Genomic DNA, 15,320 nt, shown 5'->3' on the forward strand with positions numbered 1-15,320 from the left:
CACTTGGCTACTTAAGTCCGGTGGCTTATCGAAACTTAGCCCTTAAAAAAGTTGTTTGATTTAGTGTTGACATACCAGTCTTTCCATATCTCACTAAAACGTGCCACAATAGTTTTAATTCCTGAAGTATCTCCTTATAAGTTCCGCGATCACTCCAAGATACTGGATTGCGTTTCAAGTCCATAACAGCAGATCCAATTATGTTCGCATCGATAAAATTATTTTGTGCAATGCGTTTTGCCAAGGAAGTCATTGATGGACCCCTAAAATCCGCAGGAACCTCGTCTACCATAAGTACAAAACCCATGTGCCAATATAGATCAATAGAATACTTAAGGCATATTTGTTCCATTGTTCTCCCTACATAAGTGTCCTTGAATGAAGGATCTGCAACAAGCACTTCCACGTCTTCTTTAAGTGAAATATCCCCATGAACTTGGGCTTCAAGATAGTGGTTAAGATTGCGGTTTGGCTCTTTGTTTGCTTGGTCCATAAACGGGTTTTCTAGGTTAACCAGTAAATGATTGATTAATCTTGCTGGCGTCAGATTTCTTTCACCGATTGCAAAATCTCTTAAGAACGCCTCTTCCAAGAGTGCAGCCAAAATGATGTCAAACTCTTCATAAGTACCCTTTTCTTTTGGGTCTTGATGTGAATCCAAATACGTGTAGGTGGAACGATATGAGACCTCAGGGGAAAGAATAAAATAGCATGATCCAAAACGTGGTGCAGGCCCATCTGGATGTAACATCAAATTAAGTGCCCCATATTTAGGCCGTTGGTTATTGGTTGTGCCCTCCAGTTGATATGCTCCTCCAAAAATTCTCTTCTCCCAAATGTCGCGTTCACCACCAGAGTATGCGGATACGCTGCCATTAGATATAAATGTTTCAAACTGGCTCTTATATATTCCCTGCTCAAGCAGTGCTTCAGCAACGCTTTTCATAGTCGAATCTGGTCTATCTGGATGAAAATGTAGGCCAATCTTTGCGTGAGTCTTTAAATTAACAACAGCATTTTCAAATATCTTATCCGAGATATTTGACATTTTTAATATGTGATTAATGGTTGCTTTAGCTTGATGTTTATGGTTCCTTGCATACTTTGTAAAATGCTCTAAAGCAAATAGTTGTGACATTGATAATTTCATGAACAGATGAGTCTCTCCTTTTATTAAATTGATCCTAATTAATTCAATGAAAAGTTTGTTTTTCCCTTCTTATTCAACTAATCTGTCCCGTTAGTGCCATATGAAAAAGGCTGCCTCAGCAACCTTCCTTATTGAAGTAAAACACTCGTTAGTTCCATATAAAACATTACGAACCACTTATAAAAAATACTACGAACCATATAAAAGCAATACCAAAATCTACTAACATCTGCCTCTTATTTTCCTTTTTTAAAAAACTTTCAAATCCATCTATTATTGAATCAATTCCTAATAAAAGAATTATATATTTAATGTAATTAAAATTAAAATCATTAATTATAACCAATATTAAAGTTAAGCCCATTAATATCCTCATTAAATATCCAATCAGTATAAATGGTTTAGTACGTTTAGTACTTTCTCTTTTTTTAAAAAACAATCCCATTGCATATTTCCACTTATTTGACACTAAATTTCCCCCATAAACTACAAACTGAATTTTAATAAACTATACCATAAAGCAAACGGGTCTTCGTCAACTAACCTGCCCCTATAGGATTAAGGAAAACCAAAATCAAGTAATTGATTTGGTTTATCATTTTTATAAACGATTAAACTTTATTCTAAATGATACGGCTTAAAACATATGAAGTTCACCTAACAATATTGTTAGCATCTTACAATATTGTTAGGTGAACTTTATTAACTCGCTACGAGCGAATGGCTAGTTCTTACTCGATGGGAATCCCACCCGCTATATGATACGACCTAGGCGCGGCCGCACACGCACCCGTTTGTTTAAGTACAATGTTTCACAAACCTACTCAATTACCACTTCATTTATTATATTAATGCTGGCCGTCTATATTAGAGCAAGAGATGACTCTTCCACAAATTCTGTTTATTCTCTTGCTCCAGCTTATATAGATCTTGATGATTTCTCTCAAAAGAATGCAAGACTTGCTTCTCTTTCTCTCCTCAACCACCAACAAAGAATGATACGGAGTCTTACTCGGAATGTTTGAATGCCCTTCATGGATATGATCGAAGAAACAAGTATATCGAAGGACTTCATGTAACAATAATAATACAATAAGAAACAATATGATTTTATTGTAAAACGATAAATAATATGATAAAATCATGTTGTCATTAAATAAGTGAGGTATTTTAAATGAATGTTAAACGAGGTTCAACCACTTTCTTAAAGGTAATTATTTTCCTGGTTGGAATTGCAGTTCTTGCATTGTGCATATTTTTGGTGCCTAAGATCGGGAATTTTGCTGGGGAATTGTATCCAGATATTGCTTATATGAAATCTCTCGTTTTAATCGATATGTACGTGGCAGCGATCCCTTTTTATTTCGCTCTTTATCAAGCTTTTAAACTTTTAAGCTATATTGATAAGAACCAAGCGTTCTCGGAATTATCGGTAAAGGCTTTAAAGAATATAAAACACTGTGCCATCACGATCAGCACCTTGTACCTATTAGGTATGCCACTCTACTATCTCATGGCGAAAAGAGTTGACCCTCCAAGTTTCATACCAATCGGATTGGTCATTATTTTCGCCTCAATGGTGATCGCCGTTTTTGCTGCTGTTCTCCAAAGACTTTTACAAGAAGCTATTAATATAAAATCAGACAATGATTTAACGATCTGAGGTGAATATCATGGCGATTATCATCAATATTGATGTGATGTTGGCAAAAAGGAAAATGAGCGTAACAGTACTTTCGGAGAGGGTTGGAATTACTATGGCGAATCTTTCCATTCTGAAAAATGGAAAAGCAAAAGCGGTTCGTTTTTCAACATTAGAAGCGATATGTAAGACTTTGGATTGTCAGCCAGGTGATATTTTGGAGTACAAGGGCGACGAAGACACTCAATAAAAACAGACAACAACTTTCTTCAACCAACGGGATTAGATAGTGAAATTAAGATGAAGGGATAGCTATTAAGCTATCCCTTCTCTGCGTTTATTATTGATATTTAATTAGAGAAATCCATTGAGAATTGCATTGATATTAGTGACAAAAAATGTGATGTGATTTTCATAGTTTGCACCTCAAAAGGGAACCCGTTAATTTAGATAAGATAAAAAACAAAAAGGCTTATATTCCAAAGTGTATCATGTATTTATTTTCCTCTTTAGCGTGAAATATTTTAGAAGCTAACTCATTAAGTTCAGCGATTTTTTATACATAGTTGAAGACGTAATCAGGTGAGACTCGAGTTATGCAAAAAATAAACTTTTGTCTGTATCGCTGCCTTCAAGAGTCTCTAACCAACGCGGTTCGGCACGGTCAGGCGAGCTTGATATCCGTTCAACTGCATTTCGATAGTCATCAGCTTCGGTTACAGATCGAAGATAACGGCATCGGAATGGAAGAGATCCAATTCGGATTTGGGCTCAATGGGATGAAGGAACGGCTTGAACCATTTCATGGCACGCTGTCCGTTCATTCCGGGTCTGGGCAAGGAACTTTCGTCATATGTAATATTCTGTTACAGACAGAGCCAGTACATGACACGATTCGCCTGCTGATCGTTGATGACCAGGCGATCATTACCGACAGTTTGAAGCAACTTTTGGATCAGCATGCTGATTTTACCGTTGTTGGTAAGGCGGTGGACGGGTGCGAAGCATTGGAACATTGTGAGCGGTCGCAGCCGGATATCGTGCTAATGGATATTCGCATGCAGGAAATGGACGGGCTTGAAGCTTTACTTGAGATGAAACAACGATGGCCTGATATGAAGATTGTGCTCATGACAACGTTTGAGGATACCTTGCAGGCGGCAACTGCATTGGAGCGCGGGGCGGAAGGCTACATGCTGAAGTCGATTCATCCGCGGGAGATGAAGGAAGCCTTGAAACTTATTTATAACGGAGGAACCTGGATCGACCAATCGGTCGCTACGCGAGTTTTCGAAGAGATGAAGCGTCAGCGCGAGCAGTTGGAGAAGATCGGCTCAAGTAAGGAAAACTACCCGTACGGGCTTACGAAACGCGAGATGGAGATTCTGGAGCATCTGTCAAACGGGCTGCGCTACAAGTCGATTGCCGCCAAGCTATTTTTATCGGAGGGAACGATCCGCAATTACTGCTCGAATCTCTACTCGAAGCTTGACGTCAAAAACCGCGAAGAAGCAATAGAAATGGCGCGAACGGAGAATATCGTGTAGGCGCTGGAGAACTTTCCGATTTTTCTCTTGTTTTTTTCAAATGCTTCTTCCCCGTAATATTCAAATCGTTTATCATGCAACCATAACAAGTTAACATATAGAAATTTAAACTGTTTTTCAACAAAAAAAGCCGGCTGGGATAGCAGCCGGCTCTTTAACTCTTGCACCCTTTAATTGAAGTATATTATTTCACAAACTTTCTTGAAGTAAAAAACGTTCGTCACCCAAAGTGTCGTACTCTTTCTCTACAATTTTAATCTATTTGTTGTTAGAGTACGCCTGAGCAATCACTTTTGCAGCCTTTGCGATGAGTTTATCATTAAAGCTTGCATTCTCTTCATTGCGACTTGACATGATCGCTATAATAATCGGTTCTCGATTTGGCGGCCACACAATCGCTATATCATTTCGAGTTCCATAACCACCGGCTCCGCTCTTATCTCCAACCTCCCAACTTTCTGGTACACCAGCTTGAATGAGGGAATCACCTGTAGTATTCCCTTTTAGCCAATTTGTGAAAATTTCTTGCTTATCGGCAGGAAGGTACTCACTGATTCCAAACACCTCAAGGGTAGTTGCAAGTGCTTTAGGGGTACTTGTATCCCGTGATTCCCCAGGAATAGCTTCGTTCAAATCTGGTTCAATACGGTCAGCCATTGTGATAGTATCGCCACTTTCCCGTAACGCCTTTTCAAATCCATCTGGTCCGCCTAATTCTTCGAACAGAAGATTTCCTGCTGTATTATCACTATACTGCATCGCTGCTTCAGCTATCTTTCCAAGACTCATTCCTTTGTTCACAAAGTCTTCTGTAATCGGAGAATAGGTAACAATATCTTCATTGGTGAATGTCCTTATTTCCTCAAGCACTGATATCGGATTTTGCTTTAACAATACAGCTGCGGCTAGGGCTTTGAATGTAGATGCATACGCAAATCGTTCGTTCTCACGAAATTCCACGGTTTCTTTCGTTCCTGTATCAATGGCATAGACCCCAAGCCTTGCATCATATTCCTTCTCAAGTTGTTTAAATTTCTCCATTGCGGTTTCTTTTGCCGTAATATTTTCTGACGTTTGGTTAGTTCCCCCGGTATGTTCTGTTTCTGCTTGTTGTACAACCTGTTTTTTCTCATCTGAGCAGCCTGCAACCATAAGCACCAATCCTATTGGTGCCAGTATTTGATAAAACCATCTTTTGTTCATGATATAAACCTCCTAATTATTTGATTAGACTCTTATGTACGAATTGAAAAAACAACCTCATGCAAGGATTTTTAATGGATTACATTTGTAGTCTGATTACATCTGTAGTATAGTATTACATATGTAATCAAGTAAAGTCAATTCTTCTTTTTTTAACCATCACGCTACTATAAATATGCTATATACCTGTTTTTTAAAATTTAAAAATCAAGAGAGTAGGTATTGAAGGACATGTTTTTAACTCATTTTATATTAGGTTTATTGGTGTCTTCATTTTCCGTTACTGTTATCCTACTTATACGAAAATGGTTTGGAAGACAATTAACAGCAAAATGGCACTATCATTTGTGGATGTTTCTTTTTATGGCTTTAGCACTTCCATTCATACCTACTGATTTATATAATTTAAATTCTGTCTTTAGCAGTGGGGATATAAATCAGATTCATGCATCCAGCTCTAATATGAAAAAAACTGGAACTGATATGATGCAGGGCCTACACCTCATACAAGACTTTTCTGTATCGGTCAATCGGCCGAACCTGTCCTTACTTAATATGGGGGTGATGGGTTTATGGATATCAGGGATGCTTTTATTTACCTTTACTATGGTTCGTGGATGGCTCACAATTAGAAGGATAAAGAATTATTCTTCTCCGTTTTCCAATCAAGAAGTTCTCGTGCTTTTCGAAGAATGCAAGAAAAGACTACGGATAAAAAAATCAATGGAGATCGTTATTTCGAAAAGAGTCCAATCTCCAATGATATTCGGACTTTTTCAAACATATATCGTCTTACCTGCTCAGCATGAAAACTGGCTTAGCTTGAAAAATTACGAGTATATCTTTCTTCATGAACTGAATCACTATAAAAACAAGGATTTGCTGACAAATTACTTGATATTGTTCTATCAAATCATTTATTGGTTTAATCCCCTTGTTTGGCTTGCGTTTAGAGAAATGAGATTGGATCGGGAAATCGCATGTGATACATCTGTTTTACAGTTACTGGATGATAACTCTTTTAGTGAATATGGAAATACTATCATTAATTTTTTGGATCTTTCAAAACGGTCAAGTAATCTACAGTTAGTGACACAATTAAACGGTTCCAAGCTTCAAATCAAAAAGCGAATTGAACAAATTTCTGCCTATAAGCATTCCCAAAAAAAATCAATAAGGAAAAGCGTCTTTATTTATGTGTTGGCCAGTATCATTTTGACAATCCAATTACCTTTCGTTTTCGCATTTGCGACGGAAAAAGACCGATACTATTTTAAAAATGACAGAGTAGTTTATGAAGATTTACATCAATTCTTTAAAGGGTATGAAGGAAGCTTTGTTTTATATGATCATAACGCACAGCAATATCGCATTTATAATGAAGAGAAAAGTACTTTGCGGGTATCACCTGATTCCACATACAAAATCTATAGTGCCTTATTTGCACTAGAATCAAATGTGATATCACCCGAAGAATCCACTCTTTCCTGGGATGGGACTGAGCAACCCTATGACGCTTGGAATATGGATCAGGATGTCTCATCCGCTTTACAAAATTCGGTAAACTGGTATTTCCAAGAATTAGATCGCAGAACGGGATTTGAAACAATACAATCCAATCTGCAAGCGATAAACTATGGAAATTCCGATGTATCCGGGGAATTGGGTGAATTCTGGCTCGAATCCTCATTGAAAATTTCTCCAGTCGAGCAAGTCCAACTGCTGCAAGCCTTTTATTACAATCAATTGCGATATAAGGAAATGCATATCCAAGCTGTGAAGGACGCCCTGCTCTTAGAAAAGAATGAGGAAGCTCGCCTATCAGGAAAAACAGGTACAGGAACAGTGAATGGAAAAAACATCAATGGTTGGTTTATCGGGTATGTAGAGACGAAGAACGATACTTATTTCTTTGCTACCAATATACAAAATGAAGATGATTCATCTGGAAGCAAGGCGGGAGAAATTACTTTATCAATTTTAAAGGATTTAGGAATCTATAAAAAAAATGGAGGGGAGAAAAGTGGAGAAAAACATTCCTAGCATATCAGAATCAGAATGGGAAATCATGAACGTGCTTTGGGATAAAGCCCCTCAAACAGCAAATGACATCATAGTTTCCTTACAGGAGAGTACCGATTGGAAGCCGAAAACCATACGCACTCTTCTCGATCGATTGGTTCAAAAAGATGTAGTAGGTGTCGATAAAAATCTAAGAATTTACACCTTTTACCCGCTCTATACACAGGAAGAGTGCCAGCGTGCCGAGACCGAATCATTTATCAACCGTATCTATGGAGGTGCCCTGAAATCCATGCTTGTCCAATTCATTCAGGAAGATGCCCTATCTGATGATGATATCAATGAACTACGCTTTATTTTAAATAAAACACCTAAAAAATAATACTATAAAAAAAGCGATTTGGGATTTTTCCAAATCGCTTTTTTCGGTCGAAATCGAAATAGCGGCGGACATATTTCCCATGTAATTATCTGCGTAGTTTGATACGAAAAAAATCAGAACTTTCGTCTTAATAATAGTTATGCATGAATTTAATTCAATAGATGTTTTTATCACGCTTCTTGATAGTGAAGGCTTCTGCAGGGCCTGGAACAAGCAATCGTAAGGGCTACAGGAACAAGACATTTAACGCAATCATTCGTAAATTCAAATTAATTGAACATTTTTTTGATTGACACTACCATTTGGTCATGATAAGATCACTGTCATACTATATTAACGCTGAATTTAAAATATTTCGTTTAATTGAATATATTGTTTGACTCTTATCAAGAGAGGTGGAGGGACTGTGCCCTGTGAAGCCCGGCAACCGTCAGTTAATTAACTGATATGGTGCCAATTCCTGCAAAGCAATGTGCTTTGGAAGATGAGAGAAAGGATTGTTTAACCAACCTTTCTACTCATGTGTAGAAAGGTTTTTTTGAGGAGAAAAAACTTTCCTTTCCCCTGTATACTTCGGACAAACTAACATACTAAGAGCTGGTGCCAGCATTAATTTCAGGTATTACAGTTACAACAATCCTTCTAGTTGGTTGCTGGGGTTGGTGCAGGTGGTTTAGGTAATTTGTTATATCTTGAAGGGTTTCAGCTCAATAATAATGATGTTTAGTCATTGTTTTTTATTCAATTTATAGGTGATATATTTACAACAAAAATAGATAAACGATAAGGGAGAAATGAATTATGAAAAAGTGGATATCAACTTTAGCAGTTTCCTCAGCATTAGTATTAAGTTTAGCAGCTTGCGGTACGACTAACAGCGGATCAGATTCTTCAGACAAAGAAAAGAAAATCCTTGTGGGTGCATCAAACATTCCACATGCTGAAATTTTAGAAGAGGCAAAGCCATTATTAAAGGAAAAGGGAATTGATTTAGAAATTAAAACATTCCAAGATTATATTATTCCGAACACAGCGTTAGCTGATAAAGAGATTGATGCAAATTATTTCCAACACGTTCCATATCTTAAATCAGTGTTAAAAGAGAATCCAGACTATGACTTTGTAAATGCGGGTGCTATTCATATTGAGCCAATCGGCATTTACTCTAAAAAGTATGATAGCTTAAAAGATCTTCCAAAAAACGGTACAGTTATTATGCGTAATGCTGTAGCTGAACAAGGACGTATTCTATCTATTTTTGAAAAAGAAGGCGTTATTAAGCTAAAAAAAGGCCTCAATAAAACAGAAGCTACGATTAATGATATTGTAGAAAATCCTAAAAACTTAACTTTTAATGCAGATATAGAAGGTGGCCTATTACCTCAAATTTATAATAACAACGAAGGTGATGCGGTTGTTATTAATGCGAACTATGCGTTAGATGCAGGGCTAGATCCGCTTAAAGACCCAATCGCTGTTGAATCGGGTGAAGATAATCCATATGCAAACATTATCACTGTACGTAAGGGCGATGAAAATAAAGAGACAGTAAAAGCGTTAGTAGAAGTACTTCGCTCTAAAGAAATACAAGACTTCATTACTAAAAAATATAAAGGTGCAGTCATACCAGTATCTAAATAAAATACCCTTTCATGAACTATACCCCGAATAATGGACACTTCGAAAAAGGTCCATTACTCGGGGTTCTTCTATGTCTATACACTAGAAAAGCAAAAAATCCGTTTACAAAAAGCCGCTTAATAGAAGCTACAAAAAAACTTAAAGCGTAAATTTCTTAAACATAAATACTTAACTAAACTCAAAGTCTTAAGGAGGAAGCCCTACTATGAATGTTAAAATGCAAAACAAACAAAATCAACTAATTGAGAGAATTACGGATCAACATCTAGTTATTCTGTGTGGATATTGCCGTCGTCACGGTCAATCCTCTCATGTCAAAAGAAACTAAGAAAATCGTGATAATATGCAATCCAAAAGTGAAACAAAGATTACATAAAATATTGTATAAGATATACCAATCATTCAATATTTGTAAGTAGTCATATCCAGTCGACACCGACGTATGTAATCACCGAAAAGCCTTTCCCATGAAAGAAATTAAAAGAATCCTTTGATAAGAAAGAAAATAGATGGGAAGAATAACATTAACTGTTGTTCCTTTATTTATTTCACTTTCAATAACTATCTTTCCTTGATGTGCTTTCACAATTTCATAGCAGATCATTAACCCTAAGCCAACCCCTTTTTCTTTGATACTATAAAAGGGTTCTCCAAGATATGGGATACGTTCTCTTGGAATCCCACATCCTTGATCGATAAAACAAATACTTACTTGATGACTATCAAGTGTATCGATTTGAACCAAAATTTCTCCTCCCGTTGACATCGCTTCAATTGCATTTTCTAAGATATTGATAAACACTTGTTTTATTTGGTTTCCTTCACAAGGTATGTAGGGAATTTCTGATTTAAGCTCTGTTCTGATCTGTATATTTTTCATCATTGCTTGAGGTTGCAGTAGCGTTATAACTTGTTCTGCTAACATGCTCAAATTATTGAGTTGAACCTTTACTGCTTGTGGTTTAGCTACTATCATAAGTCTATTTATGATTACTTCTATTTGTTCAATTTCCGATGATATTACATCTATGTACCACTGATTTTCTTTATTTTTCATTGATTGTATTAGTTGTATAAATCCTTTAATAGTTGTTAGTGGATTTCGAATTTCATGAGCTATTGCTGTAGCTAATTTCCCTACCACATCAAGCTTCTCTGATTTTCGCAGTAATTCTTCTGTTTTTAAACGTTCAGTGATATCTCGAGAAATAACCATAGCAACCTCTTTTTCACCTAATCTAAAGATATCGATGATTAACTCAGTATCTATTTTCTCCTCAATTTTAAAAACATATTCATCTCGGAAAGTGAAGTTATGTTTTCCCTTTTCGGAATCTTTTATAATGTTTATAGTTTTAATTTTTTCAGGAAGAATATCCATAACAGACATTGAAAGAATTTTCTCCTTGCTATAACCCAATCTTTTACATGCAACTGGATTTACGTCAAGAAATAGAATTGGCAATCGATCCTCATTCAATTCTAATAGGTAAACTGCATCAGTTGCATGTTCAAATAGAGCTCGGTATTTCATCTCACTTTCTCGTAATTGTAGAATAGACATATAACTTTCTTGTAATTGTTTTATAGATATATAATTTCACTCCTCCACTCCAAATTTTCTAAATATTCTAAATATTATATATTGGAAAGGGTCTTGATGCAAGAATCCTTATTTATATTTTATTCATATTTTCCATGAAGCATAAAAAGTGGTTCTATATAAATCCTGTTAACCATATGGACAGGTATGAGCTCCCATCTTTTTCCGTCTAGACTCAACTATTTGGAATTGCTGCATAAGATCCGATTCTCTTAAAAAAAGTATATAAAACTACTTTTTTCGATATTTTTCAGAAAATTTCGACTTTTGTATTTACAACATAAAATTTTTCTTGTATGCTAATCTTACTAAATTAAAAGAAGGTGATGCCAATGAAATAGAGAAAGACGAAGACATATAATGCACATTGAGTATCAAGAAAGCTCTGTTTTTTCTAAAGAATTCTTAGCCTTTGTCCCTTTTTTAAAATACGGATCTTCTCTTAGAAAAATACTAAAACTGGTATTAAAAAAATAAAAAAATGAAAGGATTAGATTACAAAGTAATGATAAATCAAGAAGAAATAGTTTAAGCGACCTTGTGTATCCTAATAGGAATGATAAGGTCGCTTACATATTTTTATTTTACCTAATTATCAAAAATCAATGTATCTTAAAATCTATAAAAGCCCCCTTTAGCATTGTGAATTGCCATAATTCAGTGAAAACCGCTATGCATTTTCACTTATTGCATATCTCTTATTATTAAAAAAAATCCTAAAACACACTTGAGTCTGCTTATGATTGGAGGGATTTTATGCTTAAGAAACGAGATCTTCATGAAAGCCACGTATTGTACGAACTAATGGCACATCCAGATGTCTTCCCATTTGTACGCCAAAAAGTTCGTTCATATGAGGAATTCTTATTTATGACAAAACAAACGATTGAGGCCGAAGAGCGTGGCGAATTAATTTCTCGGACTATTCTTGATGAGTGGGGAATTCCAATCGGTATGATTACTTTATTCGATATAGAAGATAATTGCGGATTCTTAGGTACTTGGATTGGAAAACCTTATCACGGAAAAGGATATAATAGACCTGCTAAAGATGCTTTTTTTAAAGAACTCTTTAATGAGCTAGGTATTGAGACGGTTTTTATGCGGATTCGAGAAGAAAATATCCGTTCCATAAAAGCTGCCGAAAAACTTCCTTATGTTATAAAAGCAAATGAAACAAGAAAATCGATGTATGCGCAATTAAACGAAAATGGTGCTGTATATGATTTATATGAAATCCCAAAAGACCAATACACTTTATTTCTCTTACAAAAGGATCAATCATATGCAGACTTTTTATATTTACTTGAAGCGTAGACGTTATCGGTTAACCTCTGAATACAATATTATTCAATTTGTAAACTAATGTACGAATCTGATGAATAAGGCTATACACATTTGAGCATTAATTCATAAATGTATACTTTTGTTCTAGGAACATTAAGTTGTGCTATGTAGGCGGGGAATATTTGACGCTTATGCTTTAACAACCTCGTTGATTCTTCCTTTGATCTCATCTAAAATTCATTGGTAATATCTTGTCACCCGGATTTTTCAAAGAAACACGTTTTACCCAGTTCCAATCCTCTAAAATCGTGCTCGAGCGACATGTTTGTGCTTGGCGATGTTCTACTCCGACAATTAAGGTTCAGAAGTAATTTGAGAGATTTTATGATTTTGGTTATAATTCATTGTAAGGCCTCCAAATAGATGTTTTTTCCTTGCCAGCTTAGGACACGTTCATCATATCAAGAGGTCTTTTTTCATCCAAACCTCATTTTCAGTTATTACAGGAATGCTACCCCTTTAGTTCTATAAGAAAAGGAGTTGCTGATCAGCTCCTGGTAATGAAGTAAAGCACCCGTTACATGAATTAGAAATTTAATCAGCTTTTCTTGGTTCTCTTAAAAAATAAATAACCTAAAACACCTAAAATTAATGCTATACCTCCGAAAACAATAACTTGATATATAATATCCCCTAACATAACCTGTTCCTCCTATTCTAATAAATATACGAGATTTTTTCTAAAAAGGTTTTTCAACTGATAGTTTGATTCTAAAAGTCTTATTAAACTAAACTGACCAGTTAGTTCCGTAAGAAAAGGGTTGCCGTAGCAGCCTTCATTATTGAAAAAGCACCAGGTAGTTATCCTTCCTTAGTTTCTCAAATATACGACACTGTCGCTTCTTTCTACTTGAAAATTTACATCATCTTTAATATTAAGCATATAACCAGCATCTTTATCATTCTCAGATTCAAAAGATATACCATATCCATTATTCTCAGGATAACCATATAAATAGCAGACCACTTTTCCATCGTTCAAAAATACAACTTGATTCATTCCTTCATTTACAGTTTCACTAATAGCATCCCATTTATAACCTACCATTTCATATATATCATCTTTCGGGGTATATGGTCCAAAGGAATATACTACATCCCAGTCAAATGGTGTTACATCTAATAAATTTATTGTTTCAACGGAATGTCCAATTGATAACACTTCTTCTTTTAATAACTCTTCGTTTACATCCCATAAATCCTTCTTTAATAGATTTATGAAGATAGCTATACATATTATACCGAAAGCAATAATCACTACTGTCTTTTTAGATTTCATATCTATCCTCCACCTTGAACAGCAATCTTCCTACTGAAATCAGCCACTTCATTATAAAAATAATTACCAAAATAGGTGTGGATTCTTAATGAATTAACTGCCCCGTTAATTCATTAAGAAAAAGTGCTCCCAAAGCAACCCCCTTATGGAAGTAATGTACCTGTTAGTTTAGCAAGATATATAATCTGCCATAACTAACAATCTTTCATCCTACCTTGTCCTTGGAAAATTGGCCTTTCTATTAGTAATGATATGGGTTTTACCTTGAACAAAAGGTAATGTGTAAATAATGCTATTATCACTCCATTTAAAATTCCCGCAACTACATCTAAGGGATAGTGAACCCCTACCCATATTCTTGAGAAAGCTACTACTATCGCAAGAATAAACCATGTATATTTAAAATGATGGGATGATAGCCAAAGAGTAACAGCAATTGCTATTGCAGATGTAGCATGGTCACTTGGAAAAGAGGAATTAGCAGAATGCTCAACGAGTTGAATAATTTCATGCGATATAAACGGTCGCTCTCTATAAATGAATAACTCAATAATTCTGTTTATTGAATACGCTAAAGTAAATGAAAACATAGCCTGAAAAGCTATCACACGGAAATTACTTTTATTTAGTAGCCATAACATCAAAATTAATAAAACAAAAGCATATTGAACATATTCCGCAAAGAAAATCATTATGTTATCTAATAATGGATATTGTTGGACTTTACTATTGATGAATTTAAACCATTCATAATCTGCTTCCATAAAACTCATTTCATAATCTCCTTTAATGTACCTGCCTAGTTAGCTGTTCTCCTATTCTCTCTAATTTAATATTAACAATTATTGCCTATTATTTCAATTTCTTATAGAGCTAACCTGCCCCTTTGGTGCAATAAAAAAAAGGCTGCCGCAGCAACCTTTCTTAACGAAGTAAAGCATCCGTTAGTTGATTAAATTAACCAAAACAGCTACGAAAATCATTACTGTAATCAAAGTCGACCAGCCTACTTTTTTTGTTACCGATTTCTGAAGGAATTTGATTTTAGATAAAGTAAAGTTTATGCACAAAACTACAACTATAATAAACAAAAATCTTAGCCAATAGTTGATGCCCATTTTATCAAGATACGGCTCAAGAAAGAGTAATGCAATGAATATTGTAAAACCGTATGCAACATTTTCCCACTTCAATTTTTTTACCCACCTTATGATTTAAAGCTTCATTATAATAGAATCACTTAATCAGCTATAAAGGATTTACTCTCTTCAAGTCATTGTTCAACTACCCTGCCCCTTAAGCAACATAAGAGCTGCCAAAATGAACTGCACCCCAATTGTTAGACAACATCTAATAATTTGGGTGCAGTTCAAAGCAACTCCCTTATTTAAGTGGGTTGATGTGGGATACACCAATCGAATCCTCGTTTGAATTAAAGTGTGACAATAATCGGACCATCTTTAGTAAGGATAATAGTATGTTCCAATTGAGCTACATAGCTTTT

Annotated in this window: 13 protein-coding genes, 4 pseudogenes and 1 riboswitch; of the genes and pseudogenes, 8 read left to right on the plus strand and 9 right to left on the minus strand. The window is 35.4% G+C overall.

Annotation, left to right across the window (positions count from 1 at the left end; translation table 11 throughout):
* Positions 1–25 precede the first annotated feature (25 nt).
* Both ACFX4L_RS22985 and ACFX4L_RS22990 read right to left on the minus strand, forming a co-directional pair.
* Positions 26–1,150, minus strand: coding sequence for a DUF3626 domain-containing protein (locus tag ACFX4L_RS22985; RefSeq protein WP_377406307.1), 1,125 nt, complete (start codon positions 1,148–1,150; stop codon positions 26–28).
* A 166-nt stretch (positions 1,151–1,316) separates the two neighbouring features.
* Positions 1,317–1,619 (minus strand): hypothetical protein, encoded by a 303-nt coding sequence (locus ACFX4L_RS22990; RefSeq protein ID WP_377406310.1) that lies wholly within the window; start codon positions 1,617–1,619, stop codon positions 1,317–1,319.
* 705 nt (positions 1,620–2,324) lie between these two features.
* Here ACFX4L_RS22990 and ACFX4L_RS22995 point away from each other — a divergent pair.
* Positions 2,325–2,813: a DUF2975 domain-containing protein gene (locus tag ACFX4L_RS22995; RefSeq protein WP_061465079.1), complete on the plus strand. Its 489-nt coding sequence runs from the start codon at positions 2,325–2,327 to the stop codon at positions 2,811–2,813.
* A gap of 10 nt (positions 2,814–2,823) precedes the next feature.
* A complete protein-coding gene (locus ACFX4L_RS23000) occupies positions 2,824–3,042 on the plus strand; it encodes a helix-turn-helix domain-containing protein (RefSeq protein ID WP_061465081.1) in 219 nt (72 codons plus the stop codon).
* A gap of 222 nt (positions 3,043–3,264) precedes the next feature.
* Here ACFX4L_RS23000 and ACFX4L_RS23005 read toward each other — a convergent pair.
* Positions 3,265–3,371 (minus strand): annotated as a pseudogene (locus ACFX4L_RS23005) (short-chain dehydrogenase); the annotation flags it as partial.
* A gap of 5 nt (positions 3,372–3,376) precedes the next feature.
* On the opposite strand from ACFX4L_RS23005, the pseudogene ACFX4L_RS23010 reads away from it, so the two are divergent.
* Positions 3,377–4,339, plus strand: a pseudogene (locus tag ACFX4L_RS23010) (response regulator); the annotation flags it as partial.
* Between the two features lie 258 nt (positions 4,340–4,597).
* Here ACFX4L_RS23010 and bla read toward each other — a convergent pair.
* Positions 4,598–5,491: a class A beta-lactamase gene (gene bla, locus ACFX4L_RS23015; protein WP_483878238.1), complete on the minus strand. Its 894-nt coding sequence runs from the start codon at positions 5,489–5,491 to the stop codon at positions 4,598–4,600.
* 282 nt (positions 5,492–5,773) lie between these two features.
* Between bla and ACFX4L_RS23020 the strand changes: the two genes are divergently transcribed.
* From ACFX4L_RS23020 to ACFX4L_RS23035, 4 genes and pseudogenes are all read left to right on the plus strand, one after another.
* Positions 5,774–7,585: a BlaR1 family beta-lactam sensor/signal transducer gene (locus tag ACFX4L_RS23020; protein WP_377406316.1), complete on the plus strand. Its 1,812-nt coding sequence runs from the start codon at positions 5,774–5,776 to the stop codon at positions 7,583–7,585.
* Entirely contained in the window at positions 7,566–7,946 is a 381-nt protein-coding gene (blaI, locus tag ACFX4L_RS23025; protein WP_377386856.1) for a penicillinase repressor BlaI, read from the plus strand. The genes ACFX4L_RS23020 and blaI overlap by 20 nt, the downstream gene beginning before the upstream one ends.
* A gap of 380 nt (positions 7,947–8,326) precedes the next feature.
* Positions 8,327–8,437, plus strand: a riboswitch (SAM riboswitch).
* Positions 8,438–8,540: 103 nt separating this feature from the next.
* A pseudogene (locus ACFX4L_RS23030) lies at positions 8,541–8,670 on the plus strand (ABC transporter permease); the annotation flags it as partial.
* A gap of 77 nt (positions 8,671–8,747) precedes the next feature.
* Positions 8,748–9,587: a MetQ/NlpA family ABC transporter substrate-binding protein gene (locus ACFX4L_RS23035; RefSeq protein WP_284469550.1), complete on the plus strand. Its 840-nt coding sequence runs from the start codon at positions 8,748–8,750 to the stop codon at positions 9,585–9,587.
* A gap of 448 nt (positions 9,588–10,035) precedes the next feature.
* Here the strand turns inward: ACFX4L_RS23035 and ACFX4L_RS23040 are convergent.
* Positions 10,036–11,139 (minus strand): annotated as a pseudogene (locus ACFX4L_RS23040) (ATP-binding protein); the annotation flags it as partial.
* An 807-nt stretch (positions 11,140–11,946) separates the two neighbouring features.
* On the opposite strand from ACFX4L_RS23040, the gene ACFX4L_RS23045 reads away from it, so the two are divergent.
* Positions 11,947–12,507: a GNAT family N-acetyltransferase gene (locus ACFX4L_RS23045; RefSeq protein WP_377386860.1), complete on the plus strand. Its 561-nt coding sequence runs from the start codon at positions 11,947–11,949 to the stop codon at positions 12,505–12,507.
* Positions 12,508–13,075: 568 nt separating this feature from the next.
* Here ACFX4L_RS23045 and ACFX4L_RS23050 read toward each other — a convergent pair.
* The 4 genes from ACFX4L_RS23050 to ACFX4L_RS23065 form a co-directional block, all read right to left on the minus strand.
* Positions 13,076–13,177, minus strand: coding sequence for an LPXTG cell wall anchor domain-containing protein (locus ACFX4L_RS23050; protein ID WP_096341107.1), 102 nt, complete (start codon positions 13,175–13,177; stop codon positions 13,076–13,078).
* Positions 13,178–13,348: 171 nt separating this feature from the next.
* On the minus strand, positions 13,349–13,816 hold the full coding sequence (locus tag ACFX4L_RS23055; RefSeq protein ID WP_284469548.1) for a hypothetical protein: 468 nt from the start codon (positions 13,814–13,816) through the stop codon (positions 13,349–13,351).
* Between the two features lie 194 nt (positions 13,817–14,010).
* Positions 14,011–14,589, minus strand: coding sequence for a phosphatase PAP2 family protein (locus tag ACFX4L_RS23060; protein WP_284469547.1), 579 nt, complete (start codon positions 14,587–14,589; stop codon positions 14,011–14,013).
* 171 nt (positions 14,590–14,760) lie between these two features.
* A complete protein-coding gene (locus tag ACFX4L_RS23065) occupies positions 14,761–15,009 on the minus strand; it encodes a hypothetical protein (protein ID WP_284469546.1) in 249 nt (82 codons plus the stop codon).
* Between the last annotated feature and the right edge of the window lie 311 nt (positions 15,010–15,320).

Source organism: Peribacillus sp. YIM B13482, assembly GCF_042787975.1.
Lineage (GTDB): Bacteria > Bacillota > Bacilli > Bacillales > DSM-1321 > Peribacillus > Peribacillus simplex_A.